General features: G+C 66.5%; 21 protein-coding genes. 11 read left to right on the top strand and 10 right to left on the bottom strand.

Features of this window, described 5'->3' with window-relative positions:
* The 7 genes from AC04MI_RS12905 to AC04MI_RS12875 all read left to right on the top strand — a co-directional run.
* A partial coding sequence (locus tag AC04MI_RS12905) for an aconitase family protein (protein ID WP_476497926.1) occupies positions 1–1,137 on the top strand: 1,137 nt, incomplete at its 5' end.
* A gap of 209 nt (positions 1,138–1,346) precedes the next feature.
* Entirely contained in the window at positions 1,347–4,679 is a 3,333-nt protein-coding gene (locus AC04MI_RS12900; RefSeq protein WP_436077752.1) for an EAL domain-containing protein, read from the top strand.
* Entirely contained in the window at positions 4,676–7,189 is a 2,514-nt protein-coding gene (locus tag AC04MI_RS12895) for a putative bifunctional diguanylate cyclase/phosphodiesterase (protein WP_099730986.1), read from the top strand. The genes AC04MI_RS12900 and AC04MI_RS12895 overlap by 4 nt, the downstream gene beginning before the upstream one ends.
* Positions 7,190–7,238: 49 nt before the next feature.
* Positions 7,239–8,450, top strand: coding sequence for an FAD-dependent monooxygenase (locus AC04MI_RS12890; protein WP_436077753.1), 1,212 nt, complete (start codon positions 7,239–7,241; stop codon positions 8,448–8,450).
* A gap of 317 nt (positions 8,451–8,767) precedes the next feature.
* On the top strand, positions 8,768–10,690 hold the full coding sequence (locus AC04MI_RS12885) for a PrkA family serine protein kinase (protein WP_476497925.1): 1,923 nt from the start codon (positions 8,768–8,770) through the stop codon (positions 10,688–10,690).
* 47 nt (positions 10,691–10,737) lie between these two features.
* Positions 10,738–12,006 (top strand): YeaH/YhbH family protein, encoded by a 1,269-nt coding sequence (locus AC04MI_RS12880; RefSeq protein ID WP_436077754.1) that lies wholly within the window; start codon positions 10,738–10,740, stop codon positions 12,004–12,006.
* Positions 12,003–13,634, top strand: a complete 1,632-nt coding sequence (locus AC04MI_RS12875; RefSeq protein ID WP_476497924.1) for a SpoVR family protein — start codon at positions 12,003–12,005, stop codon at positions 13,632–13,634. The genes AC04MI_RS12880 and AC04MI_RS12875 overlap by 4 nt, the downstream gene beginning before the upstream one ends.
* A gap of 98 nt (positions 13,635–13,732) precedes the next feature.
* On the opposite strand, the gene AC04MI_RS12870 is transcribed toward AC04MI_RS12875, so the two are convergent.
* Positions 13,733–14,119, bottom strand: a complete 387-nt coding sequence (locus AC04MI_RS12870; RefSeq protein WP_056748333.1) for a MerR family transcriptional regulator — start codon at positions 14,117–14,119, stop codon at positions 13,733–13,735.
* A 93-nt stretch (positions 14,120–14,212) separates the two neighbouring features.
* Between AC04MI_RS12870 and AC04MI_RS12865 the strand changes: the two genes are divergently transcribed.
* Positions 14,213–14,695: a hypothetical protein gene (locus AC04MI_RS12865; protein ID WP_436077755.1), complete on the top strand. Its 483-nt coding sequence runs from the start codon at positions 14,213–14,215 to the stop codon at positions 14,693–14,695.
* Here AC04MI_RS12865 and AC04MI_RS12860 read toward each other — a convergent pair.
* The gene (locus AC04MI_RS12860) at positions 14,667–15,845 is read right to left on the bottom strand and encodes an MFS transporter (protein WP_436077881.1); all 1,179 of its coding nucleotides are present in this window, start codon (positions 15,843–15,845) and stop codon (positions 14,667–14,669) included. The genes AC04MI_RS12865 and AC04MI_RS12860 overlap by 29 nt on opposite strands.
* A 674-nt stretch (positions 15,846–16,519) precedes the next feature.
* Here AC04MI_RS12860 and AC04MI_RS12855 point away from each other — a divergent pair.
* A complete protein-coding gene (locus AC04MI_RS12855) occupies positions 16,520–16,882 on the top strand; it encodes an MliC family protein (protein ID WP_099730979.1) in 363 nt (120 codons plus the stop codon).
* A 96-nt stretch (positions 16,883–16,978) separates the two neighbouring features.
* On the opposite strand, the gene AC04MI_RS12850 is transcribed toward AC04MI_RS12855, so the two are convergent.
* Both AC04MI_RS12850 and AC04MI_RS12845 read right to left on the bottom strand, forming a co-directional pair.
* Complete coding sequence (locus tag AC04MI_RS12850) at positions 16,979–17,521, bottom strand: hypothetical protein (protein WP_143227280.1); 543 nt, start codon at positions 17,519–17,521, stop codon at positions 16,979–16,981.
* Positions 17,505–18,332 (bottom strand): DUF6502 family protein, encoded by an 828-nt coding sequence (locus AC04MI_RS12845; RefSeq protein WP_099730977.1) that lies wholly within the window; start codon positions 18,330–18,332, stop codon positions 17,505–17,507. The genes AC04MI_RS12850 and AC04MI_RS12845 overlap by 17 nt, the downstream gene beginning before the upstream one ends.
* A 180-nt stretch (positions 18,333–18,512) precedes the next feature.
* Between AC04MI_RS12845 and AC04MI_RS12840 the strand changes: the two genes are divergently transcribed.
* On the top strand, positions 18,513–20,528 hold the full coding sequence (locus AC04MI_RS12840; protein ID WP_436077756.1) for a beta-propeller domain-containing protein: 2,016 nt from the start codon (positions 18,513–18,515) through the stop codon (positions 20,526–20,528).
* A 141-nt stretch (positions 20,529–20,669) separates the two neighbouring features.
* Here the strand turns inward: AC04MI_RS12840 and kynA are convergent, their stop codons facing one another.
* From kynA to AC04MI_RS12810, 6 genes are all read right to left on the bottom strand, one after another.
* Positions 20,670–21,557: a tryptophan 2,3-dioxygenase gene (kynA, locus tag AC04MI_RS12835; protein WP_436077757.1), complete on the bottom strand. Its 888-nt coding sequence runs from the start codon at positions 21,555–21,557 to the stop codon at positions 20,670–20,672.
* 18 nt (positions 21,558–21,575) lie between these two features.
* Complete coding sequence (gene kynU, locus AC04MI_RS12830; RefSeq protein ID WP_436077758.1) at positions 21,576–22,886, bottom strand: kynureninase; 1,311 nt, start codon at positions 22,884–22,886, stop codon at positions 21,576–21,578.
* A gap of 96 nt (positions 22,887–22,982) precedes the next feature.
* Positions 22,983–23,639, bottom strand: coding sequence for an arylformamidase (gene kynB / locus AC04MI_RS12825; protein ID WP_476497923.1), 657 nt, complete (start codon positions 23,637–23,639; stop codon positions 22,983–22,985).
* Between the two features lie 125 nt (positions 23,640–23,764).
* Complete coding sequence (locus tag AC04MI_RS12820; RefSeq protein WP_436077760.1) at positions 23,765–24,124, bottom strand: YkgJ family cysteine cluster protein; 360 nt, start codon at positions 24,122–24,124, stop codon at positions 23,765–23,767.
* A 42-nt stretch (positions 24,125–24,166) separates the two neighbouring features.
* Positions 24,167–25,588 (bottom strand): sensor histidine kinase, encoded by a 1,422-nt coding sequence (locus tag AC04MI_RS12815; RefSeq protein ID WP_436077761.1) that lies wholly within the window; start codon positions 25,586–25,588, stop codon positions 24,167–24,169.
* The gene (locus AC04MI_RS12810) at positions 25,585–26,250 is read right to left on the bottom strand and encodes a response regulator (RefSeq protein WP_476497922.1); all 666 of its coding nucleotides are present in this window, start codon (positions 26,248–26,250) and stop codon (positions 25,585–25,587) included. Before AC04MI_RS12810 ends, AC04MI_RS12815 begins: the two co-directional genes overlap by 4 nt.
* A gap of 122 nt (positions 26,251–26,372) precedes the next feature.
* On the opposite strand from AC04MI_RS12810, the gene AC04MI_RS12805 reads away from it, so the two are divergent.
* The coding region (locus tag AC04MI_RS12805) for a TolB-like translocation protein (RefSeq protein WP_476497921.1) at positions 26,373–26,795 on the top strand (423 nt) is incomplete at its 3' end.

The raw sequence follows: 26,795 nt of genomic DNA, 5'->3' as shown, positions 1-26,795 counted from the left end.
GCCGTGCTGTCGGGCAACCGCAATTTCGAGGCGCGCATCCATCCCAACCTCAAGGCCAACTTTCTGGCCAGTCCGCCGCTGGTGGTGGCGTACGCCATCGCGGGCACGGTGCTCAAAGACCTGATGACCGAACCCGTGGGCAAGGGCAAGGGTGGCAAGGACATCTACCTGGGCGACATCTGGCCCACCAGCGATGAAGTCCACGCCCTGCTCAAGTTCGCCATGAACGGCAAGGCCTTCCGCGAAAACTACGCCAAGGTGGCGACCGACCCCGGAAAGCTGTGGGAGAAGATCAAGGGAGTTAGTGGCACGGCCTACACCTGGCCCGCCAGCACATACATTGCAGAGCCGCCGTTTTTTGCCCAGTTTGCGCTCGACAAAGGCGCTGCGGCCGCGTCGGCGGTGCACAGCGCGCGCATCATGGCGCTGTTCGGCGACTCCATCACCACCGACCACATCTCGCCCGCAGGCTCCATCAAGGAAAGCTCACCCGCAGGCCAGTGGCTGTTGCAGCACGGCGTGCAAAAGGCAGACTTCAACAGCTACGGCGCCCGCCGGGGCAACCATGACGTGATGATGCGCGGCACCTTTGCCAATGTGCGCATCAAGAACCTGATGATTCCGCCCACCGCCGATGGCTCGCGTGAAGAGGGCGGCGTCACGTTGTTCCAGAACGATGGTCCGCTGCAGGGCGAGAAGATGTTCATCTTCGATGCCGCCATGCAGTACATGGCGCAGGGCACGCCCACCGTGATTTTTGCGGGCGAAGAGTACGGCACCGGCTCCAGCCGCGACTGGGCCGCCAAGGGCACGCAACTGCTCGGCATCAAGGCGGTGGTGGCGCGCAGCTTTGAGCGCATTCATCGCTCCAACCTCGTGGGCATGGGCGTGTTGCCGCTGCAGTTCAAGGCGGGCGATTCTTGGGAAACGCTGGGCCTGACGGGCAACGAGGTGATTGATGTGGTGCCTGATGCCGCACTCACGCCACAGAGCGATGCGAGGCTGGTCATCCACCGTGCCGATGGCACGCGCCAGGAAGTGACGGTGACCCTGCGCATCGACACCCCCATCGAGGTGGACTACTACCAGGCCGGGGGCATCTTGCCGTTTGTGCTGCGCCAGCTGCTGGAGGGTTGAGGGCCCGCTGCATCCTTCTTCCTTGCCGCATCGCGCCCTGCGCTGATGCGTGCACGCAACGCCTGGGCGCAGCGCCGTCCCGGGTTGTCTTGGACGGGGCTTTGGCCCCGTTTTTCATGGTGCGAGCGCTCTGGTCATTTCCTTACGCGTAGATACACTTGTGACGTTGTGCGGCCATTTCGCTGGCACTGCCATTCACCCCTTCGTCCATGCCACCTCCCAACAGCTCTCCGACAGCGCGCATGCCCTGGTCGGATGCGCCCGCCATCACCGTGGTGCTGGTGGTGGCAGTGCTGGCGCTGGTCGTGGTGCCGCTAGCGCAGATGCTGGGGGATGGGGCGGGCGCCCAGCACGGGCTGGAACCGTTGCTGGAGCTGGTGGCGGTGCTGCTGGGACTGCTGGTGGTGTCGGTGTCCCTGCACGCCCTGGAGGCGCAGGAGCAGGCGCGCGCGAATGTCCTGGTGGTGGGTTTTGGCGTCGCGGCGGCCTGCAATTTTCTGCACGGGGTGCTGGTGCACTCCGGCCCTGTGCACATGCCGCCGGGCAGTGCCGACATGTCGTTGTGGCTGAGCAGTTGGGCGCGTGTGGCCGAGGCCCTGACCTTGGGGCTCACCGCCACGCGGTTGTCGGCCCCCGGGCCGGCCCGCGCCTGGCTGGCAGCGGCGGGGGGTGTCACGCTGGTGCTGGCAGGGTCGTCGCTGGGGCCGCTGCCCCAGTGGTTTGCCCATGCTGCAGACGGTGCCTTGCGCCAGGTGGTGGCCGTGGGGCTCGCCCTGGCCCTGGCCGCCAGCGCGGTGGTGCTGCATCGCCGCAGCCGCAGCGAAGAGGCACCGCGTGAACGCCTGTTTGCCTGGGCGGCCGGAGCGTTCGTGTGCGGCGAGGTCACGGTGGGCGCGCTGGGCGGGCATTCGATGCTGGGTGGAGTGCTGTCCCATGGCTTTCGGGTGGTGGCGTATGCGCTGCTGTACCAGGCGGTGTTTGATGCAGGCATCCGCCGCCCGTTCGCGCGCATCCAGGAGGCCGAGAGCCGGTTGCGCGAGAGCGAGGGGCGTCTGTCATTGCTGGGGCGCAACCTGCCGCACAGCGTGTTGTTCCAGATCGTGCGCGAGCTGGATGGCCGGGTGCATTTTGTGCACATGGGCGACGCCATCGAACGGCTGAACGGGGTACGCGTCGAAGACGTGTTGCAGGACCCACGCGTGCTTTACAGGCAGATCCTCCCGGAAGACATAGATCGCCTGCGGCAGGCAGAGCGCCAGTCCTACCTGTCCATGACCAGTCTGGAGGCGGTGTTTCGGGTGCGCCGCACCGACGGCCAGGTGCGTTGGATGCACCTGAGTTCGTCGCCGCGCCGGCTGCAGGATGGCCGGGTGCTGTGGGATGGCGTGCAGACCGACATCACCGCCCACCACCAGGCCGAAGAGGCCGCGCACGCCCAGCAGGCGCTCATGGCCAACACGCTGCGCCATGTGCCGGGTGGTGTGTCGCGGATTGATCGGGACTTGCGCGTGCTGTACGTCAATGAACAGCAGGCACGCTGGCTCTACACCACGCCCCAGGCGCTGGAAGGGCAGCGGCTGCAGGATGTGATCCCGCCCGAAGTGTTCGCGCGCATCCACCCGCATCTTGAAAAAGCCTTTGCTGGCGAGACCGCGGTGTTCGAAAACCGCATTGACGGCCCTGACGGCACACAGTTTCGCCACACCACCATCGCCCCAGAGAGCGTGACGGCGCAAGGGGTGGCAGCCGTGGTGCTGTTTGCCTACGACTTGACGGCGCTCAAGCGCATCGAACAAGAATTGGCCCAGCAGAAGGCGCATCTGGCCAGCGTGGTCAATGCCATGCCGGACATGGTGTTCATGAAGGACACCAACGGGGTGTACCTGTCGGTCAACCCGGTATTCGAGCGTTTTGCGGGCCGGCCCGAACGCGATGTGGTGGGCCGAAACGACTACGACCTGACCAACGCGGCCGAGGCCGAGCGCTTTCGCAAGTACGACCAGCGCGCCATGCAGGCCTGGCAGCCGCTGGTGTATGAGGAAACGCTCACCTTCGCCGAAGACGGCTACCAGGGCCAGTTCGAGACCATCAAGACGCCCATCCGCGATCTGCATGGCCGCGTGACGGGCATCCTGGGCGTGTGCCGCGACATCACAGACCGCAAACGCGCCGAACAAGAGATCGAACGCCTGGCGTTCTACGACGCGCTCACGGGTCTGCCCAACCGCCGCCTGCTGCTGGACCGCCTGCAACGCTCCATCGCCGCCTGCCAGCGCACCAGGAACCTCGGGGCCCTGCTGTTCATCGACCTCGATAACTTCAAAGACCTCAACGACACCCTGGGCCACGACATGGGCGACCAGCTCCTGGCCCAGGTCGCCGCCCGCCTGGTGGGCAGCGTGCGCGAAGCCGACACCGTGGCCCGCTTCGGCGGCGACGAATTCGTCGTCATGCTCGAAGCCCTGGCCCCTGACCTGCAAAACGCCGCCACCCAGGCAGAAACCGTCGCCGAAAAACTCCTGGCCAGCCTGAACCAGCCCTTTGACCTGGACGGCGCCCAGCACTACAGCACCCCCAGCATCGGCATCACCCTCTTTGGCGACGAACGCCTCACCGTGGACGAACTCCTCAAGCGCGCCGACCTGGCCATGTACCAGGCCAAAGCCGCAGGACGCAACACCCAGCGCTTCTTCGACCCCGACATGCAGGCAGCCGTCAACGCCCGCTCCAACCTCGAAGCCGACCTGCGCCAGGGCCTGGCCCGGGGCGAATTGCTCGTGCACTACCAGCCCGTCGTAGACCACCACGCCCGCCTGCTGGGCGCAGAAGCCCTGGTGCGCTGGCGCCACCCCCAGCGCGGCATGATCAGCCCCGGCGACTTCATCCCCCTGGCAGAACAGACCGGCCTCATCCTCCCGCTGGGCCAATACGTGCTCCAGACCGCCTGCGAACAACTGCAGCGCTGGAGCCAGCACCCGGACACCGCCCACCTGTCCATCTCCGTCAACGTCAGCGCCCGCCAATTCCGGCAACCCGGCTTCGTGGCCGAAGTGCTGCAAACCTTGAAGAACCACAACGCAGACCCCCGGCAACTCAAGCTCGAACTCACCGAAAGCCTGCTGCTGGGCGACATCGGAGACACCATCGCGCGCATGGTGCAGCTCAAGAGCGAAGGCGTGGGTTTTGCGCTCGATGACTTTGGCACTGGCTACTCGTCCCTGTCCTACCTCAAGCGTCTGCCGCTGGACCAGGTGAAGATCGACCAGAGCTTCGTGCGGGACGTGCTGACGGACCCGAACGACGCGGCGATCGTGCGGACCATCCTGGCGCTGGCCAAGAGCCTGGATTTGGAGGTGGTGGCGGAGGGGGTGGAGACGACGGGGCAGCTGTCGTTCCTGAGGCTGCATGGGTGCGAGGGGTTCCAGGGGTATCTGTTTGGAAGGCCGGGGCCCGTCGAGTTGTTCGAGCGTGAGCATCTGCCGGGCCATTCAGCCTCCTCGCTGCCGACCGCTCTGCCCGCACCGCAGGAGCCGCAGCCATGAACGGTGTGGGCATCCTGTGGGTGGACATTGATACCCAGCATGCGGCGGCCGCGCGGCGGCTCATGGCAACGCGTTACCCCGACTGGCGGGTGGTCAACAGCCCCACGCCAGAAACTGCCAAGGCTCCCCTCGCCAGCCAGGCCTGGGATGCCGTGGTGCTGTGCCTCAAGCCCACCGACCAGGAACTGCCCGGCCTGCTGGAGCTGTGCGCTGGCCGCCCGGTGCTGATGTGCATCGATGCAGCGCAAGAGGCCCTGGCTGCGCGCGCCTTTCGCTGCGGGCTGGGCGACTATGTGCTGCGCGAGGCCGATGGCGTAGCGCACCTGAGCGAGCTGCTCAACCGCCTGGTGGCGCTGGTGCAAGGCGCCAAGGGGCAGGGCCAGCCCGTGCGCATGGTGGATGCCCGCATCTGGCAAGAGGCTCTGACCATGCTGCAGGAGCAGCGCTCGGCCCTGCAGGCCACGCTGGCCAGCATGAGCCAGGGCATCTTCAAGACCGGGCCCGATGGCCGCATCACCGTCTACAACGAGCGCGTGCTGGAGCTGCTGAACTTGCCCGAGTCGCTGATGGCCACCCGCCCCACGCTGGCTGACCTGACGCGCGTGCAGGCCGAGCGCGGTGACTTTGGCGAGGGCTATAGCCTGGTGGACCGTCGCGGACACGACTACGTGGCACAGGGTGCTGTCGCTGCTGCCCCGGCGCTGTACTGGCGCACCACACGCGATGGCCGTACGTTCGAGGTCCGCACCACCACGCTGGCCGATGGCAGCCTGGTGCGTACGTTTGCCGATGTGAGCGACTACGTGCGTGTGGAGAACGAGCTGCGCGAGAGCGAGGCGCGCTTTCGGTCCCTGAGCGACCTGTCGTCCGACTGGTACTGGGAGCACGATGCCGAGGGCCGCTTTGTGCAACTGGCGGGCGATCTGAGCGTGAACGGCATCCCGCTGTCGGACGTGATGGGGCGCACGCGCTGGGAGATCGGCGCCCTGAACATGACTGATGCCGACTGGGCTGCGCACCGCGCGGTGCTGGCCGCGCACCAGCCGTTCCGTGACCTGGAGCTGCAACGCCGGCGCGCGGACGGCAGCATGCACTGGATCTCGGTCAGCGGCGTGCCGGTGTTTGACGCCAATGGCGCGCTGCGTGGCTACCGGGGCGTGGGCCGCGACATCACCGAACGCAAGCAGGTCGAGAGCCAGATCGAACGCCTGGCGTTCTACGACTCGCTGACCGGTCTGCCCAACCGCCGCTTGCTGGTGGACCGGCTGCAACACGCCACGCTGGCGGTTGCGCGCTCTGACACCCAGGGCGCGCTGCTGTTCATTGACCTCGACAACTTCAAGGACCTCAACGACACGCTGGGCCATGACACCGGCGACCAATTGCTGCTGCAGGTGGCGCAGCGCCTGAAGGGCTGCGTTCGGGAGTCCGACACCGTGGCCCGTTTTGGTGGCGACGAGTTCGTGGTGCTGGTGGAGGGCCTCAGCCCCGACCCCGCCCACGCAAGCGCCGAGGCTGCGCTGGTGGCCAGCCACATCATCACCACGCTGGGCAAGCCCTATGCGCTGGGCGATGCCAGCCACCACAGCACACCCAGCATAGGCATCGCGCTGTTTGGCCAGCAGACCGTGAGCGTGGATGAGCTGCTCAAACATGCCGACCTGGCCATGTACCAGGCCAAGGCGGCGGGGCGCAACACCCAGCGCTTCTTCGACCCCGACATGCAAGCGGCCGTGAGCAACCGCTCGGCCCTGGAGGCCGACCTGCGCCGCGGCCTGCAAGACAAGGAGCTGGTGCTGTACTACCAGCCGGTGGTGGACGGCAAGGGCCGCCTGCAGGGCGCCGAGGCCCTGGTGCGCTGGCGCCACCCACGACGGGGCATGGTCTCACCCGCCGAATTCATACCGCTGGCGGAGCAGACCGGACTCATCCTGCCGTTGGGGCAATGGGTGATGGAGACGGCCTGTGCACAGCTGGTGGCTTGGCAGCGCAGCTCGCTCACGCGACAGTTCTTTTTGTCGGTGAACGTGAGCGTGCGGCAGTTCCGCCAGCCCGACTTTGTGGAGCAAGTGCTGGGCGTGCTCGATGCCACGGGCGCCAACCCGGAGCGCCTCAAGCTCGAACTCACAGAGAGCCTCTTGATGGCCGATGTCGAAGATGTGATTGCGCGCATGGAGCATCTGCGCCGCTACGGCGTAGGCTTCTCGCTGGACGACTTTGGCACCGGCTATTCCAGCCTGAGCTACCTCAAGCGCTTGCCGCTCGACCAGCTCAAGATCGACCAGGGCTTTGTGCGCGATCTGCAGACCGATCCCAACGACGCTGCCATTGTGCGCACCATCCTGGCCCTGGCCGACAGCCTGGACCTGGCCGTGGTGGCTGAGGGCGTGGAGACCACGGGCCAGCTGGAGTTCTTGCAGCGCTACGGCTGCAAGGCCTTTCAGGGCTACCTGTTTGGCCGGCCCATGCCCGCCGAAGTGCTGGAGCGTGCGCTACGGCCTGCGCTATGACCTGCGCTAAAGCAAAGGTCCGCCGGTGCGCGCAGTTCACAATCGCGCCATGAAAAAACAGGTGTTGGTCGCCGGTGGCGGCATTGGCGGCTTGGCTGCTGCGTTGGGCGCATCTCGGGCCGGGTGGGAGGTGCGGCTGTACGAGCGCGCTGCCGCGTTCAGCGAAGTGGGTGCGGGCGTGCAGATCGGGCCCAACGTGGTGCGCCGCTTGCAGGCCTGGGGTCTGCAGCAGCCGCTGCAGGCGGTGGCTGCCTTCCCCAGCCGGTTGCAGGTGCGCAACGCCGTCAGCGGCAAAGAACTGGCCGTGTTGCCCCTGGGTCCCACGGCGGTGGAGCGCTATGGCGCGGCCTACGCCACCATTCACCGAGCGGACCTGCATGGCCTGTTGCTGTCTGCCGTGACCAAGTACACCGACACGCAATGGCATCTGGAGCATGCGATTGACAGCTTTGCCGATGCCGACGGCGTGGTCACCGTGCGCACCAGCCGGGGCAAGCAGGTTGAGGGCGATGCCCTGATTGGTGCCGATGGCCTGTGGAGCCGCACCCGCACCCAGCTTCTGGGCGCGGTACCGCCACGCGTGACGGGGCACCTGGCCTACCGCGCGCTGGTGCCGCAGCATGCGCTGCCCGACGCCTTGCGCACGGCGCAGGTCACCGCATGGCTGGGCCCGCGCCTGCACGCGGTGCAGTACCCCGTGCGTCGGGGCGAGCTGCAAAACCTGGTGGTCATTGTGCAAGGGCCCGCACCGCAAGACCTGGAGAGCTGGGACCACGCCGCCAATGCCGCAGGCCTGGAGCACGCACTGCAAGGCATCTGCACCGCGCTGCAGGACGTGGTGCGCAGCGTGAGTGCCGCGGGTGGGGCGGGCTGGCGCCTGTGGCCCTTGTGTGACCGCCCGCCGGTGCGCAGCGCCGACGAGATGGCACAAGGCCTGGTGGGCCTGCTGGGCGATGCCGCGCACCCCATGCGGCCGTACCTGGCCCAGGGCGCGGGCATGGCGATTGAAGACGCGGCCGAGTTGCAGCGTGCTTTGGCCATGCACGACCTCGATGTGCCGCTGCGTCTGCGCCGCTATGCGCTCAACCGCTGGCAGCGCAACGCGCGGGTGCAGGCCCGGTCGACGCGCAATGGCCGCATCTTCCACGCCACGGGGCCGGTGCGCTGGGGGCGCGACCTGTCGCTGCGCCTGCTGGGCGAGCGCCTGCTGGATGTGCCCTGGTTGTACCGGGGCGACGGCTCCAGCGCCAGTTCGTTATGACGGTTGGCCTGCGGGGGGCGCACTGCGGATAAGCCGTTGGCGCATGGCCTATGCATGCGTTATCAACCGGACATTCCAGTTGTCAGGACATTCCCTATCCGGTGCAACCCGCGAGCGCGTTTTGCAGGGTGAACTTTGCGCAGTGTGCCACGCTCTATCCCTGTGTGTGCAATGCCACAAAAAGGCCGGCCACACGCCCGCGAATTTGCTGTTCAAGCGCAGGTCGTGGTGCTAAAAAGAGCCAAGCCGGTAGCGATTGCCAATGCAACACCGTGGTACCACCTGAGCCCGCCAGGGGTGCCGCTACAGGAGGTCGTATGGATGCCATCAGCAACTTCGCCGCGCGCTATGCCCGTAGCCGCGAAGAGGAAATGTCGATCGACGAGTACCTCGCCGAGTGCAAGCGTGACCCCATGGCCTATGCCACATCTGCCCAGCGCATGCTGGCAGCGATTGGCGAGCCCGAGATGGTGGACACGCGCAACGACCCGCGCCTGTCGCGGCTCTTTGCCAACAAGGTCATCAAGCGCTACCCCGCATTCACCGAGTTCTATGGCATGGAGGAGTCCATCGAGCAGGTGGTGAGCTTCTTCCGCCATGCCGCGCAGGGGTTGGAGGAACGTAAGCAGATCCTCTACCTGCTGGGCCCTGTGGGCGGTGGCAAAAGCTCCATTGCGGAGCGCCTTAAGGCGCTGATGCAGAAGGTGCCGTTCTATGCGCTCAAGGGCTCGCCGGTCAACGAATCACCGCTGGGTCTGTTCGATGCCGCAGAAGACGGCCCGGTGCTGGAGGAGCAGTTCGGCATTCCGCGCCGCTACCTGCAGCGTGTGCTGTCGCCGTGGGCGGTGAAGCGGCTGGAAGAGTACGGCGGCGACATCCGCCAGTTCCGTGTGGTCAAGCGCTACCCCAGCGTGCTCAAGCAGGTGGGCATTGCCAAGACCGAGCCGGGCGACGAGAACAACCAGGACATCTCCAGCCTGGTGGGCAAGGTGGACATCCGCAAGCTCGAAACCTTTGCACAGGACGACACCGACGCCTACAGCTACAGCGGCGGCTTGTGTCTGGCCAACCAGGGGCTGCTCGAATTCGTGGAAATGTTCAAGGCGCCCATCAAGGTGCTGCACCCGTTGCTTACGGCCACGCAGGAGGGCAACTACAAGGGCACCGAAGGTTTTGGGGCGATTCCGTTTGACGGCGTGGTGCTGGCCCACAGCAACGAAAGCGAGTGGAAGGCATTTCGCAACAACAAGAACAACGAGGCGTTTCTCGACCGCATCTACATCGTCAAGGTGCCGTACTGCCTGCGCGTGAGCGAGGAGATCCGCATCTACGAAAAGCTCATCCGCGAATCGTCGCTGGGCAACGCCGTGTGTGCGCCCGGTACGCTCAAGATGATGGCCCAGTTCGCCATCCTCACGCGGCTGAAAGAGCCCGAGAACTCCAGCATCTTCAGCAAGATGCAGGTGTACGACGGCGAGAGCCTCAAGGACACCGACCCGCGCGCCAAGAGCTACCAGGAGTACCGCGACTACGCGGGCGTGGACGAGGGCATGACGGGCATATCCACCCGCTTTGCGTTCAAGATTTTGTCCAAGGTGTTCAACTTCGACAGCGCCGAGGTGGCCGCCAACCCGGTGCACCTGATGTATGTGCTGGAGCAGCAAATCGAGCGCGAGCAGTTCGCCACCGATCTGGAGACCAAGTACACCGGCTACATCAAGGAGTTCCTGTCGCCGCGCTATGCCGAATTCATYGGCAAGGAGATCCAGACSGCCTACCTGGARAGCTACAGCGAGTACGGCCAGAACATCTTCGACCGCTACGTCACCTACGCCGACTACTGGATCCAGGACAACGAGTACCGCGACACCGACACCGGCGAGGTGTTCGACCGCAGTGCGCTCAACGCCGAGCTGGAGAAGATCGAGMAGCCCGCAGGCATCGCCAACCCCAAGGACTTCCGCAACGAGATCGTCAACTTTGTGCTGCGGGCGCGCGCCAACAACCAGGGCAAGAACCCGAGCTGGACCAGCTACGARAARCTGCGSSYGGTGATCGAGAAGAAGATGTTCTCCAACACCGAAGAGCTGCTGCCGGTGATCAGCTTCAACGCCAAGGCCAGCGCCGAAGAGGCCCGCAAGCACGAGGACTTCGTCACCCGCATGGTGAACAAGGGCTACACGCCCAAGCAGGTGCGGCTGCTGTGCGAGTGGTACCTGCGCGTGCGCAAGAGTAGCTAGGGTCGGTGCCTGGGCCACAGGCCCTGCATGGGGAACGGGAGCAACGGATGGCATTGCAAATCATCGACCGCAGGCTCGCTGGCAAGAACAAGTCGGTGGGCAACCGCGAGCGATTTGTTCGCCGCTATAAGGAACAGATCGCGGATGCGGTGCGTCGTGCCGTCTCGCAACGCGGCATCCGCGACATGGAGCAGGCCGAGAGCATCACCATCCCGCGCAAGGACATCAGCGAGCCCGTCTTCCACCATGGCCAGGGCGGCATCCGCGACACCGTGCACCCCGGCAATGCAGAGCATGTGCGCGGCGACCGCATCGAGCGGCCCCAGGGCGGTGCGGGTGGGCGCGGATCGCAGGCCAGYGACAGCGGCGAGGGCGAAGACGACTTCACCTTCACGCTGACCAAGGAAGAGTTCATGCAGCTCTTTTTTGAAGACCTCGCGCTGCCGCACCTGCTGCGCACCCACATTGGCGAGAACCCGCAGTGGAAGTCGCGCCGCGCAGGCTACAGCCAGGACGGCATCCCCAACAACCTGGCCGTGCTGCGCACCATGCGCGGCGCTTTGGGCCGGCGCATTGCACTTGGCAAGGCGGCGCACCGCGAGCTGCTGGCGCTGCAGGCCGAACTGGACGCCCTGCTGGCGCAGGACGACGGCACCAGCGAGGCGGTGGCTGAGTTGCAGCGCCGCATCGATGCGCTCACGGCGCGCATCGGCAAGATTCCGTACCTCGACCCCATCGACCTGCGCTTTCGTGCGCGCACGCCGGTGCCCGTGCCCAGCAGCCAGGCGGTGATGTTCTGCGTTATGGATGTGTCGGGTTCCATGGACGAGACTCGCAAGGACCTGGCCAAGCGGTTCTTCATCCTGCTGTACCTGTTCCTCACGCGGCACTACGAGACCATCGACATCGTGTTCATCCGCCACCACACCCAGGCGGCCGAGGTGAGCGAGGAGCAGTTCTTCCATTCCACCGAAAGCGGCGGCACGGTGGTGAGCAGCGCGCTGGTGCTGCTGGACCAGATCATCCGTGCGCGCTACCCGCAGGGCGACTGGAACATTTACGTGGCCCAGGCCAGCGATGGTGACAACTTCACCAACGACAGCGGCGTCTGCCGCAACCTGCTGGTGGACAAGATCCTGCCGCTGGTGCGCTACTTTGCCTATGTGCAGGTGGCCGAGGAAGAACAGAACCTGTGGGACGAGTACAGCCAGCTCGCGCCGCTGTACTCCCACTTTGCGATGCGCAAGGTCTCCGCACCCGGTGACATCTACCCGGTATTCCGCGATCTCTTCAAGAAAGAGGGGGTGGCCGCATGAACAACGTTGTGCAGTACCCCGTGCTGGAACGCCGCCTCAGCGACAACCCCTGGAAGGCCGCTGCCGTGGGCGAGCGCCGCCACCGTGCCGTGCCCGGCCAGCCCCTGCCTGCAGGCGCGCGGCCGGCCGAGCCGTTGCCCGACCCGAGCGACTGGACGTTCGAGCTGATCGAGCGCTACCACGCGGCCATTGCCGCCACGGCCGAGCGCTTTGGTCTCGACACCTACCCCAACCAGCTGGAGATCATCACCGCCGAACAGATGATGGACGCCTACTCCAGCGTGGGCATGCCGGTGAACTACCGGCACTGGAGCTACGGCAAGGAGTTTCTGGCCACCGAACGGCGCTACCGGCGCGGGCACATGGGCCTGGCGTACGAGATCGTCATCAACTCCRACCCCTGCATCRSCTACCTGATGGARGAGAACACCAYCGCCATGCAGGCSCTGGTGATTGCGCATGCRGCYTATGGCCACAACAGCTTCTTCAAGGGCAACTACCTGTTYCGSATGTGGACCGATGCGTCCWSSATCATCGACTACCTGGTGTATGCCAAGGACTATGTGGCCCAGTGTGAGGAGCGCTACGGCACGGGCGAAGTGGAGCGCCTGCTCGACTCCTGCCATGCCTTGGCCAACTTTGGCGTGGACCGCTATCGCCGCCCGTCCAAGAAGAACCTGGCGCGCGAGCGGCTTGAACGCGCGCAGCGCGAGGCTTACGCCCAGCAGCAGGTGAACGAGTTGTGGCGCACCCTGCCCACGCGCCCCGGCAAGGAAGGTGCGGCGCAAGAGGCCGACCGCTTCCCCAGGGAGCCGCAAGAGAACATCCTGTACTTCATCGAAAAAAACGCGCCCCTGCTGGAGCCCTGGCAGCGCGAGATCGTGCGCATCGTGCGCAAGATCGCCCAATATTTCTAYCCSCAGCGCCAGACCCAGGTCATGAACGAAGGCTGGGCTACGTTCTGGCACTACACGCTGCTCAACACGCTGTACGACGAGGGTTACCTGAGCGACGGCGTGATGATCGAATGGCTGGGCTCGCACACCAACGTGGTCTACCAGCCACCCGTGGGGCACCGTGCCTATAGCGGCATCAACCCCTACGCGCTGGGGTTTGCCATGTACCGCGACATTCAGCGCATCTGCCAGCACCCCACCGAGGAGGACCGGCACTGGTTCCCCGACATCGCTGGCACCCCCTGGCTGCCTGCGCTCGACCATGCCATGCGCAACTTCAAGGACGAGAGCTTCATCGGCCAGTACCTCAGTCCGCACCTGATGCGCGAGATGCGCCTGTTTGCGCTGCATGACGACGCTGGCGAGCGCGATCTGGTGGTCAGCGAGATCCACGACGAAAACGGCTACCGCAGCCTGCGCCAGATGCTGTCGCAGCAGTACGACCTGGGCACGCGCGAGCCCAACATCCAGGTGTGGAACGTGAACCTGCGCGGCGACCGCAGCCTGACCCTGCGCCACACCCAGTACCAGGGCCGCCCGCTGGCCGACGACACGCAGGAGGTGCTCAAGCACGTGGCGCGGCTGTGGGGCTTTGGGGTGCAGATCGAGAGTGCGGACGCCGATGGCAACCACCCGGTGCTGCTGCACCAGGTGCCCGCCTCAGCCACCTGACCGGGCTGCGCTGGCACCTGCGCGGCGGTTGAGGGATGATTGCTCTGTTTTTGATAGCTGCCAGCGCATGATGTACTAGCGCTACCGCCCGATTTGGCTCAAAAAGCGGACGAAGAGGCCTTGGCCCGTGGCACCCGGGCCTGCAGCGGGCAGTCGGTGGCCACACGCTCGGCCAACGTCTGGCGCAGGGCCTGCAGTGCGGCAATGCGGTCGTCAATCTCCTGCAGCTTGGCGGCCAGCACTTGCGCCAATGCGGGGCCGGGCTCGGCGGCGTCCCAGATGGCGGGCAGCCGGTCGCCGATCTCCGCCAGGGTAAAGCCCAGCTGCTGCGCAGTGCGGATGTACTGCACCAGCGTCACCACCTCGGGCGGGTAGTCCCGGTAACCGTTGTCCAGGCGGCGCGCGCGAATCAGGCCCTGCTGTTCATAAAAGCGCAGCGCCTCGCGGCTCAGGCCCGAGGCCGTGGCCAGTTCACCGATCAGCATGATCCCGCTCCCCTCACAACGTGCTTGACCCTGAAGCGTACTTCAAGGTGGAAGCTCGGGGCCTCATTGATCCATTCACAGAGGTTTCCTGTCATGCACATCCCCGCTTTCGATTCCGGCCGTTATCTGCGCATCGTGCGCGCCAGCGGCTGGTACGACCTGCTCGTCACCTGGCCGTTTGCCTTGCCCTGGACCTTTGCCTGGCTCTACACCCAGCTGAACTTGCTGGCCCAGGCGCTCGCATTGCCTGGCACCTTGCACCCCTTGGACACCACGCACATGCTGCTGGCCAACCTGCTGGGCTCGGTGGTGGTGGTGTGGTCGGTGGCGCGCATCGTGGCGCCCACGGTGCTGCTGGGGCGGCTGGATGGCGTGGCGCGGTTTCTGTTTGCGGCCTGGCAGATCTACGCGGTGGCACACGGCGCCAATGCCATCGTGCTGGGTTTCACCGCCTTCGAGTTGTTGTTTGGCGTGCTGCAATGGTGGCGTGTAGCAGGTGCCCGCGCGGCGCTGTGCCCGCCTGACCCCGCGCGGGTGAATGAGCTGGTCAATGGGCGGGCGCGGGCAGCAGCCTGAAGGCCAGTGCGCCCACCACCAGCATGGCCGCAATGGTCAGCATCACCGCCACGTACGGGTCTGCACCCTGTGCGGCGGCGAGGGAGGCCGCCACGCCCGTCACCCACTGCATCAGCGCCACGCCCAGGAACAGCGCCATGGTGAACACCGCCATGGCCCGCCCCGTGACGGCGGGGGCGTAAGCCGAGCGCACATCCGAGTACTGCAGCACCATGTAGCCGGACAGCAGGCCCACGGCCACGGAGCCGCCCACGTCCAGCCATTCGGCATGCAGAAAGCCCATGGCCGCAAACAAGGCCGCCAGCAGGACGGTAAAGCCCAGCAGCCAGCGCCTGCGCCGCGTGGGGCCAGGGTCCAGCCGACCAAAAAGGGCTGGGCTGAACAGTGACACCAGCGACGACAGCATGGCCACATTGCCGCTGGCCACCAGCGAATAGCCGTGCCGCTCGATCAGCAGCGGCCCCAGCCACAGTCCGCGCAGCGTGAGGAACGAGGCATAGGTCATCAGCGCCAGCAGCATGATGCCGGCGGTGTGCGGCAGCAGGAACAGCCCGCCGAAGCCGCGCACCGCCTGCAGCATCGATTCGCGCGGAGCGGCCTCATCGATGGGTTGTGCAGGTTCATGCACCTTCCAGAAGATCAGCAGCCAGGCCAGCGCCGCCAGGCCCGCCAGCGCGCCAAACCCCATGCGCCAGGACGACTGCTGCACCAGCCAGGCCAGCGGCGTGCCGGTGAACAGCATGCCCAGTCCGCCCACCCCCATGGCCACTCCCGACACCATGGCAAACCGCGACGCCGGAAAGTAGCGTGCGATGAACACGGTGCACACCAAAAATGCGGGCGCGCAGCCCACACCAATCAGCACCTGCCCCAGCAGCACGGTGCCATAGCCCGGCGCCAGTGCCGACAGCACCGCGCCCGCAATGGTCAGCGGAAACGCCACCAGCAGCGTGCGCCGCACGCCATACAGGTCGATGCCAATGCCCATGAACAGCTGCATGGTGCCAAAGGCAAACGCAAACGTCCCGGCAAACACCCCCAGCGCCTGTGCCGACAGACCGAACTCCGCCCGCAAGCCCGTCGCCATGATGGCCGTGATGGTGCGAAACGCCTGGCTCAGCGCAAAGCCCGCCACCAGCGCCAGCAGCATGGCCCAGGCAGTGCGGGGGGCGAGGAGAGGGGTGGCTGGCAAGGGGGTGGGCACGGGGGCAAGTCTCCATAGCGGATGCCCGTCGCGGTCGAGAGGGGTTCTCTGCCGGCGATTGGGCCCCGCGAGGTTATCCGCTGAGCACGGGCGCTGCTGTCACCCATGGACGGCGGGGAGCCGGCCCGGTGGGCGGAGCAGCCGTACAGGCAGGCTCATAGGGTATGTCCCAGTCCCTCCCGTCCATAACCGACCAAACGCGTCGGATGCTGCGGATTTTGGGGTGTGGGTGCTAGTAATCAGATGTTTCTACCGCTGATTGGGTCCTTCGGTGCTTCCAATCCTGCCCCGTCTGCAGGGGGCTGGGGCCGTCATGAGGGCGCCACAGGGCGCGGGCAGACTTTAGAGGAGGCTCTCGATGTGGGGATCACCCCAATGACGGTGCCGGGGGCCTGGGGCACTCTTGTGTCCATGCGCTGCACCGGGTGTTGGTCACGGCTCTGGAATCGCAAGTTTCGGTCTCTCGCAATCAGGATGGTGCAGGCAGTGGTGAGTGGCAAGGTTTGTGCTTGGGTGATCACCATGGGGCTTTGAATGGGTCCCGGTGGCCGGTGGCCACAAGCCGTTGGATGGAAGTTGTCGGGCGTCGTCAGATGGCGCCGCGATGTCAGGAGTGACCGATGAAGACGATGGTTTTGCTGGGTTCGGGTGCGTTGGCTACCCTCTTGTTGTCGGGCTGCGCAAGCCAGCCCCCCGCGATGCAGGCGTTCAGCGCACCGACCGATGGCAGCAGCATGCAATACGCCTGCGGCAACGGTGAAAAAGTGGAGATGCAGTTTTACCCCGATCAAGGCCGCAGCGTGATGCGCCGCAGCGGCTGGACGGTGGAGCTACCCAAGCAGGCTGCCGACAGCGGCTACGCATACAGCAACGGCCCCACCACGGTGCTGGGCAAGGGCAATGAACTGACGATCCAGATTGGACACCTGGCACCGATCTGGTGCCGCAGCAACCGCGGCATGATGGTGGCGGGCGTCCAGTAACCTCACCCCTCTTTGTCACCGGCCTGTTCGGGGCTGGTTCGGATTTCTGGTTTTTTCAGGGCCTGTGCAGCCTGTCTGCACAGGCCCTGTGTCGTTTCAGCGCTCCTCGGGAGTGCAGGACCCGGGGGCGGCTGCTGCAGAAGCAGGGCGCTGCTCCAGCGTGCGGGGGGCGACCAGCAGGTTGCCCTGTGCGTCCCGCACGGTAACGACCACCTCGCGGCTGCTGTCGGCGCGGGTGTCGCTGAACTGCAGTTGCATCTCGGCGGCCACAGTGCGGGTTTGGGCTTCGCCCCCGTTGGGAAATTCCGTGGTTTCCAGGGTGCCCTTCAGGAGTGCCATGCCCTGTGCATCGATCTCCCACGGGCCGGTGAACACAAAGCGCTGGCAGGTGATGTTGAGTTCCACCCGCTCGTTTTCCAACAGCAGGTCCGTGCCACCGCAATGCAGAGCGCAGGGGGCTCCCACTGTGAAGCCCGCGCCCGAAAAATAAACCGCTCCGTTGATCGGGCCGGTGCCCGTGCCACCGGTGCCGGGACCGCAGGCGGCCAGCACCAGCAGGGTGGTGACAGCCACCAGCCGTCGGGCCGTGAGCAGGGCCATCCGGCCCACCCGGGCCCAGAGTTCAGGAAGGACGTTCATCTTGGTCTGCGGCATAGAAGTAGCTGCCAAAGCGGGCGCGCCGGTTGCGCTCGCCGGGCGGGGTGTTTTGCTGGTCGTGGTCGTAGCGGGCCTGGGCCTCGGTCATCACGGTCTTGAAGGCCTGGCGCCAGGCCTTGGCGGCCACGACGTGCAGGCGGTGGGCTGATTCTTCGCTGAGCTGGTCCACAAACACGGCCTGCTCCAGGTAGTTGTGCTCGCCCTCCAGGTTGAGACTGGCCGCCGCCAAATGGTCGTGCAGGTTGTCCTGCATCAGCTGTGCCATCTCGGCAAAGCCCTGGCGCGGCACAAAGCCGGCGGCCAGCAGGCGGATGAGTCCATCCTCACCTTCCTCGGCCATGCCCAGGCGGACCAGTTCGTCGAGCACCGCGCGGGGCCGCACATCGCTGCTGATGCTGGCCACCAGGCCATCGAAGTGCGGAGGCTCGCCGCTGCGGGGCAGGGGGCGGGGCTGGCCCTCGTCGTCCAGGCAATCCGTCTGGCTCAGCCAGCGCGCGGCCACCTGGCTGGCCATGTTCAACGGGGTTTCGCCCGCTTCTTCCTCAGCAGCGGGCTCGGCCAGACGGCCGAGGTTGCGCACATCGCGCCGGTGCACGCCCGACATCAGGCTCACCGCGCTGTCGGTCGTCTTCTTGCCTGTGCGCTGCAGCTCGTCGTGCGCAGCGTCCAGAAACACCTTCTTCATGGCCGCGGCAAACGCGGGGTAGGCCACGCCATTGCGCAGCAGCAGGCGCGCCAGAGGGCGCAGCACGTGCAGGGCAGAGGCCAGAACGATGGCGGAGCGGGAGGGCATGAAAGAAGGCCGAGGCGCGGCGGGTGTCAGGGTCAGGCTGTGATTGTCATCTGGTTGACGGTTTGAAACTATGTGGGATATTATCCCACTTATTTGCGGTGTGGTGTGGGCCGAAGCCGACGCCGCGCCGTGGGTATACGCATTCACAGGGAGAACAATCAGATGAAGAACCGAGGGTTGATGAACACACTGGCGGGCATATCCCATGCGTCGCCCGCATGGCTGGCCGTAGCCACCGCTGCATTCGTGGCCGGCTGCGGTGGCGGGGAGGGCGGCAACCCGCAGACCCCCAACGAGGCGCGGCTGCAGGTGGCGCGCTCCGGCGATCTGGTGGCCTACTTCAAGGCCAAGATTGCGCAGCGGGTGGCGTTGGGCTATCCGGGCACGGCCATCACTGTGCCCACCGTGGGGGGCTTGAGCAGCGCGGGCAGCGTGGTCACCCACACCGGCGCGCCACTGGCGGGCGCGGTGGTGGAGGAAGACGCCCTCATCAAGTCCGAGGGCAACATGCTGTATGGCGTGCACCGCGCCTACGCCACCGACACCGGCCGCGAGCCGCCGCGCCTGGCCGCCATGGCCCGAGCGGCCGATGGCAGCCTGTCCAGCGTGGGCAGCGCCACGCTGGACGCCAAGTACATCCCCCAGGGCTTTTATGTGGCGGGCGGTGGTACGCGCGCTGCCGTGCTGTCGCAGCAAGACCCGTATGCCGACCGCCAGCCCGTGGTGGCTGCGGCCGACGCCAGCATCACCGTGTTGCCGGAGTACAGCCGCACGCTGTCGCTGGACCTGTTTGCCATCCACAAGGACATGGCGCCCGCGCAGATCAAGCAGATGCGCATCGATGGCCTGCTGGTCGGCAGCCGCCTGATTGGCAACATGCTGTACCTGGTCACCACCTGGTCGCCCGACCTTACGCGCTTCACCGTGCCGGCAGGGGCCACGGCATCGGCGGTGGACGCGGCACTTAAGGACCTCAACACCGCCGCGCTGATACCCACCCTGCGCGTGGATGGCGGCCAGCCGCAGCCGCTGGTCAACGAGGCAGACTGCCTGGTGCAGACGGGCAATGCCTCGCTGTCGCTGCAGCTCACGTCCATCACGGCCATCGACCTCACCTCGTCCAGTCTGGCGCGCACCAGCCGCTGCTTTGCGGGCGGCAGCGAAGCGGTGCACCTGGGCGCGCGCAGCGTGTATGTCGCCAGCTCGCGGCAGTACCGCTATGGCGGTGACGTTGCCAACGCTGTGTTCCCCGCCGACAGCCGCACCGACATCCACAAGTTCAGCTTCCGGGGCGCGCAGGTGGACTACGACGCATCGGGCAGCGTGGACGGCCACCTGGGCTGGGACCTGCGCCGCCTGCCATCGCGCCTGAACGAGTACCAGAACGATCTGCGCGTGCTGACCTTCACCGGCAAGACGGGCCAGAGCGGCATGCCGCCGGTGACCATCCAGGCCCAGCAGGCCTCCCCCGCGCTGCTGACCGTGCTGCGCGACAGCGGTCGGGACAGCTATCTGGGCCCGCAGGCCAAGCTGCCCATTCGGCCGCGCACGGCGCGGGGCGACCAGCAGATCGACAACCTGTTCTTTGCAGGCGCCCGGGCCTATGCCACACCCTTTACCAACACCGAACCCGTGTGGGTGCTGGACCTTGCCAACCCTGCGAACCCTACGGTGGCAGGCGAGCTGGCGGCGGGCGGCCATGCCGACCACCTGGTTCCGCTGCCGAACGGACTGCTGCTGGGCGTGGGCAAGGACAGCGCACTGGGCGGCGTTGCCGATGGCATTCAGCTTGCGGTGTTCGATGTGCGCAATGCAGCGCAGGGCAAGCGGCTGGCCGCGCAGACGGCGGGCGGCCGGGGCAGTATCACCACGCTCGACAGCACCCGCCCCGTGCTCAACCTGCAGGCGGTGGAGGGCAAGGTGCGCATAGCGTTCCCTGCACGCGTTTACCAAGCGCCCACGGGCGTAGGCACGCCCCCGCCCGTGCGTGGCTACCAGGGTGCCTTGCGGCTGGAGGTGAACACCACCACCGGCGCGCTGGCCCAGCGCTCCATGGTGGTGTCTACCGCCATCTTGAACGGCGACACGCCCGGGCTGTACAGCCGCTTTGACATTGCCAACGAGCGCAGCCTGCAGGTGGACAACGTGGCCTACCAGCTCTCGGGCGGACAGGTGTTCACCAGGGCCGGGGACTGAAACGCCGCCGATTGCGAATCAGGGAGAGAACTATAAAAACGATAGCTGCTAGCGCTTTATCGTTGGGCGCAGGCAGCAGTTAGAAGGCCTGTTCACCAGGGTGGTGAACAGGCCTGTTTTTTTTGGGGCAGCTTGAACTGCTCACAGATCGGTGCGCAGCTTCCAGATYTCSGGGAACAGCACCACGTCSAGCATYTTGCGCAGGTAGCTCACTCCGCCCGTGCCGCCCGTGCCGCGCTTGAATCCGATCACGCGCTCCACGGTGGTCACGTGGCGGAAGCGCCAGAGGCGGAAGGCGTCTTCCAGGTCGGTCAACTCCTCGCCCAGCTGGTACAGGTCCCAGTGCTTTTCGGGGTTGCGGTACACGGTGAGCCAGGCCTGCTCCACCGCGTCGTTTTCCACATAGGGCTGTGTCCAGTCGCGCTCGGTGTGGCTGGCGGGCACGGCCAGGCCGCGCCGCGCCAGCAGCCGAAGGGCCTCGTCGTACAGCGACGGTGCCTCGTACGCCGCCTGCACCAGGGCCAGCAGGTCGGCGCGGTGCTCGTGGGGCTTGAGCATGGCGCGGTTTTTGTTGCCCATCGAAAACTCGATGCAGCGGTACTGATAACTTTGGAAGCCGCTGGACTGACCCAGGTACGGGCGCATGGCGCTGTACTCGGGCGGTGTCATGGTGGCCAGCACGTCCCAGGCGTGCACCAGCTGCTCCATGATCTTGCTGACACGCGCCAGCATCTTGAAGGCGGGCGGCAGCTCGTCGCGCGCAATGTGGCCGATGGCCGCGCGCAGCTCGTGCAGCATGAGCTTCATCCACAGCTCGCTGGTCTGGTGCTGCACGATGAACAGCATCTCGTCGTGCGCGGGCGACAGCGGCTTTTGTGCGGTAAGGATGGCGTCGAGCTGCAGGTAGTCGCCGTAGCTCATGGACTTGCTGAAGTCGAGCTGGGCGCGCTCTTCGTGCACGATGGATTCGGGCAGGGCGGCAGACGCCGGGTTGTTGCCATCGGCAGGGGTTTGCGAGAAAGGGCACATGGTGGTTTGCCTTTCCGATCAGGTGACGGCGTGCGTCTGGTTGAACTCGGCCTTCTGCCACTCGCCGCTCTCCAGCACCTGGCGCAGGTGCTCCACAGCGTTCCACACGTCTTCAAAGCCCAGGTACAGCGGCGTAAAGCCAAACCGCAGGATGTCCTTGTGGCGGCCCGTGCCGCCATCGCCCTTGCGGAAGTCGCCAATCACGCCGCGCGCAATCAGCGCTTGCACGATGGCATAGGCGCCGCTGCCCTGGCCGTTCACGCCCGCGCCTTCATCGCGCGTCAGGCACACCTGCGAGCCGCGCTGGGCATGCTCACGCGGCGTGGCCAGACCCAGGCCGTGGCCTGCGCAACGCTCTTCCACCAGCTGGATGAACAGATCAGTGAGCGCCAGCGACTTGGCGCGCAGCGCGGCCATGCCGCCCAGGCTTTGTGCGGCGGTGAACACATCCAGCCCGCACTGCAGGGCCGACAAACTGATGATGGGCTGCGTGCCACACAGGTAGCGCGTGATGCCCGGGGCGGGTTGGTAGTCGGGTGTGAAGGCAAACGGTGCGGCATGGCCCCACCAGCCGGACAGCGGTTGCCAGAAGCGGCTGGCATGGCGCGGGTGCACCCAGGCAAAGGCCGGTGCGCCGGGGCCACCGTTCAAATACTTGTAGCCGCAGCCAATCGAGAAATCTGCGCCTGCGCCGTTCAGATCGACCGGCACSGCGCCCGCGCTGTGCGCCAGGTCCCACACGCACAAAATGCCCTGGGCGTGCGCGGCGGCGGTGATGGCGGCCATGTCGTGCATGGCGCCGGTGCGGTAGTTCACGTGCGTGAGCATCAGCACGGCCACGTCGCTGGTCAGTGCTGCGGTGATCTCTTCGGGCTCTACCAGCACCAGCTCCAGGCCGCGCTCCTTGCACAGGCCTTCGGCAATGTAGAGGTCGGTGGGGAAGTTGCTGCGCTCGCTCACGATGCGCTTGCGCGCGGGGCTGTCTTCGCGGGCGATGTTGAGCGCTGCGCTTAGCACCTTGTAGAGGTTGATGGAGGTGCTGTCGGTGCACACCACTTCATCCTGGCCCGCGCCGATCAGCGGGGCGAGCTGGTTGCCCAGGCGCTGGGGCAGGTCGAACCAGCTGGCGGTGTTCCACGATTTGATGAGGTCTGTGCCCCATTCGCGGGTGACCACATCGGCCACGCGCGCGGCGGCGGCCTTGGGGGCCACGCCCAGCGAATTGCCGTCTAGGTAGATCACGCCTGCGGGCAGGGCAAAGTGGTCGCGCAGGGCGCGCAGCGGGTCTTGGGCGTCGCGGGTGCGGCAGTCTTGAAGGGTGATGGACATGGGCGTTGGGGAGATAGTTGCTATGTTATTGATAGCTGTCTGCGCATGTTGCACTGGCGCTTTCAGCCAAAAATGCTTGAAATTCTGTGTATCGCGCTATTCCAGTGCCCGCAGCACGGCGCGCACGGGCGATGCATCGGCCGTGGTCAGCTTGAGCGGCAGGGCAATGAGTTCGTAGTCGCCCTCGGGCACGKSGTCGAGCACCAGGTTTTCGAGCACGCGCAGGCCCCGGCGGCGGATGACCTGGTGGCTCTCCAGTGTTTTGCTGTCGGCCGGGTCGATGCTGGCGGTGTCGATGCCCACCAGCAACACGCCCAGGTCGGCCAGGCGCTCGATGGTGCCGGGCGCATAGGCGGCCAGCTGGCCGTCCCAGCGGTCCACGGGCATGTGTTCGTAGGTGCGCACCAGCACGCGCTGGGGCAGGGGGCTGTTCACCGCGTGGGCAATGTGTTCCCAGTGAATCAGTGGGCCGCAGCCGATGGCGTGGATCACGCGGCAGGGGCCCAGAAACGCGTCGAGCGACACGTCACCGATGGCGGCGCCTTGCGCGTCATAGTGCAGCGGCGCATCGGCGTGGGCGCCGACGTGGGGCGACATCGTGATCGCGCTCACGTTGACCGGGCAGCCGGGGCCGATGGTGGTGCACCACTGCTGGCTGTAGGCCGTGTCGCCGGGGAACACGGGGCTGCCCGCAAACACGGGCGGCGAGATGTCCCAGAGCCGGCGGGCGGTGGGGGAGGAAGGCGTTGACATGGGACAAAGTTTGCATGTCCCGAAAAAGCCATGGTGTCGGTTATTTCCAACACCTGGTCGATTTTTTGTTGAAGCCTAAACTATTTTGATACGGCAGTAGCCCGGCTGCTGGAAGGGTGCCACCTTCACAGGACCAGGCCTTCCGCCAGTGGCGCCAGCGGCGCCAGCCCGTGCCGCGCACGCGCCTTGTGGCAGGCGTAGTCGCCCGCGGAGAACTCGCGGCAGGGCGCGGGGCGCAGTTCGTAGATGCTGCAGGCCACCTGCTGGCCCACCTGGCCGGTGAGCGCAACGCAGCGGATGGGCACCTGCTCCGTGCCCCGCATGCGGCAGGTGCTGCCGTTCACATCCAGGGCCAGACCGTCGGGCACCGTGCCGCCCATTGCCTGCATCTCGTACACGGCAAAGTCCACGCGAAAGCTGGCGCAGCAGGCGCCGCAGCTCAGGCACGGGTGGGTGGAATCGGCGGTGGTAGTGGCTTCGGACATGCGGGACGGGCGGGGACGGGCGGTGTGCCTGCGGCGGGGCCGTCAGGCGCTGTGCGGGAGGGCAATGCTAACGAAAAAGCCCACGCCCCGGCCGTTCAGGCCCGCGCCCATCTGCACCTGCCCGCCCATGCGCAGCACCGCCTGCCGCACGATGGCCAGGCCCAGACCTGAGCCGTTGGCGGCATGGCCCGTGCCCCGGTAGAAGCGCTCGAACACCCGCTGCTGCTCTGTGGTCGGGATGCCGGGCCCGTCGTCCTGCACCGACAGTTGCAACGCCGCCCCCCCGCGCCGCAGCGTCACCGCCACGTTACCGCCATCGGGCGTGTAGCGCAGCGCGTTGTCGATGAGGTTGTGGGCGATGGATTCGAACGCAGGCTGGTCGAGCCGCGCGGGCAAGGTGTCGGGCGCGTCCAGCGACAGCTCGATCTGACGCGCGATGGCCTGCGGCGCAGCCTGCGCTAGCGCGCCGCGCAGCCATTGCGCCACGTCCAGGTCGCGCGGTGCGGGGCGCTGTGCGTCGTCCAGCGCGGCCAGGTCCAGCAGTTGCTGCGCCAGGTGCGAGGTGCGGGCGATGGCCTGCTCCAGGTGGGCCTGGGCCTGCGTGCGTTCCTCCTCGCTGGGCGAGCGGGCCATCACGTGGGCCTGTGCGGTGATGACGGCCAGCGGCGTGCGGATCTCGTGCGCGGCGTCCTGCACAAAGGCGCTCTCGCGCTCCACCTTGTGCCGCAGCTGGGCGAAGAGGTGGTCCAGCGACTGCTCGAGGGGCTTGAGTTCGCCGTGGCGGGCGTTGAAGCCCACCGATTGGAGGTCGTCCTGCCCGCGCTGCGCAATGCGGCTGGCCAGTTGCTGCAGCGGCCGCAGCCCGTGGCGTACCGAGAGCCACACCGCCAGCAGCACAAAGGGTGACGCCAGCAGCAGGTAGGGCAGCAGGGCGCGGCCGTTGTACTGCAGGAAGTTGGAGTCCGTGCGCTTGGTCTCGAACACCCGCAGTACCCAGCGCGCATTGCGACCGGTGTAGATGCGGAACGACCGGCCCTGCAGGGCGGCTTCCTCTATGAATGGCTCTGCGCGGGGCGTGGCGGGCGGCAAGGCCACGTTCTGCAGCCCCGGCGAGGCAAACACACGCTGGCCCGATGCCGCATCGAGCAGCTCGTGCATCTGCACTCCGGGCAGCAGCCCGATCTGGCGGCGGCGGACGTTGGTCCAGTGGTCGGTGGCCGCCACAGCCGCGGCGGCGTGTGCAGGATCGGTAACCTGGGCCAGCGAGTCCAACACCGCGTCGCCGTACTTCATCAGGCCCGGGTCCCGGGTGATGGTGTGTTTGTAGTTGACGAAGTTGTAGCCCAGCAGCACCGCCCACACCACCACAAACGCCACCAGCACCGAGGCCACGCTGCGGCGCATCAGCGTGGGTTCGGCCAGCCAGGCCCATGCGCTGCGCAACGCGTGCTTCATCGTGGTCATGCTTGCAACAGGTAGCCCACGCCACGCACTGTGCGGATCAGCTCCGCCCCGATCTTGCGCCGCAGGTTGGACACATGCACTTCGATGGCGGCAAAGTCCATGGGCTCGCCCAGCGGGTCCAGCCGCTGCGACAACACGCTTTTGGACACCACCACGCCGGGCTCGCGCGCCAGCTCCAGCAGCAGCTGGAACTCGCGCGGCGACAGCTCCAGCGGAAGCCCGGCGCGCTGCACGGCATGACGCCGGGGCTCGATCACCAGCTCGCCCAGCACCCAGCGCTCGCTGGCCTGGCGCGCGCTGCGGCGCAGCACGGCCCGGATGCGCGACATCAGTTCGGCCGTGGCAAAGGGCTTGATCACAAAGTCGTCCGCCCCGCCGTCCAGGCCCGCCAGCCGGTCCTCCACGGCCGAGCGCGCCGTGATCACGATGACGGGCACCTGCCCGCTGTGCCCGCTCTGGTTGCGCCAGCGCGCCAGCAGGTCAAAGCCACTGCCGTCGGGCAGTGTGAGGTCCAGCAGCACACAGTCCACCGTCGTGGYGTCCACCGTGGCGGGCGCATCCACCGCGCGGCGCAGCCACTCGCTGGTCAGCCCCTCCACCTTCAGCGCGGACTGCAGCGCGCGGCCCAGGTCCAGGTCGTCTTCGATGAGCAGGATGTGCATGGGGCGATTGTGGCGGGAGTGGTGACCGTTGCGCAGTGCCGCAGCCGCCACCTTTGGCTGGCCTTAAGGCGAGACTTTGCACAATGGGCGCATTCAATGGCTCAACACATGGGGGGAAAGCGATGGCATCGACAACCAAACAGGCGATGGTGCGGCGATGGTGGGGCAGCGCAGCGCTTGCTGCAGCACTGGCCTTGGTGGGCTGTGCCTCCGGACCTACGCACCCTTCGCTGGCTGGGGCGCAATTGCCAGACCTGGTGCCCGTGCGCGACTTTGTGGCCAGCCGGCAGTCCACCGGGGGTTATCGCGTGTCGCCGGATGGAAAGCGCATCGCCTGGTTTGGCACCGACGGCGTGGTGCCCGCAATCTGGGTGCAGTCCATCGATGGGGGCGACGCCAAGGCGTTTCGCATCCGTGCGCGCGCCATCCGCTTCAGTGCCGACAGTCGCTGGCTCGGCATCACGGCCGACCCCACGGGCGATGAAAACACCCGCATCTATGCGGGCCTGGTCGAGGGCCCCGAGACCGACTTGCGTGAGCTGATG

The organism is Acidovorax sp. LjRoot204 (assembly GCF_056175785.1).
Note: the sequence above shows the minus strand (reverse complement) of the source record. Positions and strands in the feature narration are given on the sequence as shown.

What these genes read in the sequence shown, in the direction of transcription:
- AC04MI_RS12900 (WP_436077752.1), top strand. Translation starts at nt 1,347, where the DNA reads ATGCCACCTCCCAACAGCTCTCCGACAGCGCGCATGCCCTGGTCGGAT.
- AC04MI_RS12895 (WP_099730986.1), top strand. Translation starts at nt 4,676, where the DNA reads ATGAACGGTGTGGGCATCCTGTGGGTGGACATTGATACCCAGCATGCG.
- AC04MI_RS12890 (WP_436077753.1), top strand. Translation starts at nt 7,239, where the DNA reads ATGAAAAAACAGGTGTTGGTCGCCGGTGGCGGCATTGGCGGCTTGGCT.
- AC04MI_RS12870 (WP_056748333.1), bottom strand. Translation starts at nt 14,119, where the DNA reads ATGCTGATCGGTGAACTGGCCACGGCCTCGGGCCTGAGCCGCGAGGCG.
- AC04MI_RS12865 (WP_436077755.1), top strand. Translation starts at nt 14,213, where the DNA reads ATGCACATCCCCGCTTTCGATTCCGGCCGTTATCTGCGCATCGTGCGC.
- AC04MI_RS12860 (WP_436077881.1), bottom strand. Translation starts at nt 15,845, where the DNA reads ATGCTGCTGGCGCTGGTGGCGGGCTTTGCGCTGAGCCAGGCGTTTCGC.
- AC04MI_RS12855 (WP_099730979.1), top strand. Translation starts at nt 16,520, where the DNA reads ATGAAGACGATGGTTTTGCTGGGTTCGGGTGCGTTGGCTACCCTCTTG.
- AC04MI_RS12850 (WP_143227280.1), bottom strand. Translation starts at nt 17,521, where the DNA reads ATGAACGTCCTTCCTGAACTCTGGGCCCGGGTGGGCCGGATGGCCCTG.
- AC04MI_RS12845 (WP_099730977.1), bottom strand. Translation starts at nt 18,332, where the DNA reads ATGCCCTCCCGCTCCGCCATCGTTCTGGCCTCTGCCCTGCACGTGCTG.
- AC04MI_RS12840 (WP_436077756.1), top strand. Translation starts at nt 18,513, where the DNA reads ATGAACACACTGGCGGGCATATCCCATGCGTCGCCCGCATGGCTGGCC.
- AC04MI_RS12820 (WP_436077760.1), bottom strand. Translation starts at nt 24,124, where the DNA reads ATGTCCGAAGCCACTACCACCGCCGATTCCACCCACCCGTGCCTGAGC.
- AC04MI_RS12815 (WP_436077761.1), bottom strand. Translation starts at nt 25,588, where the DNA reads ATGACCACGATGAAGCACGCGTTGCGCAGCGCATGGGCCTGGCTGGCC.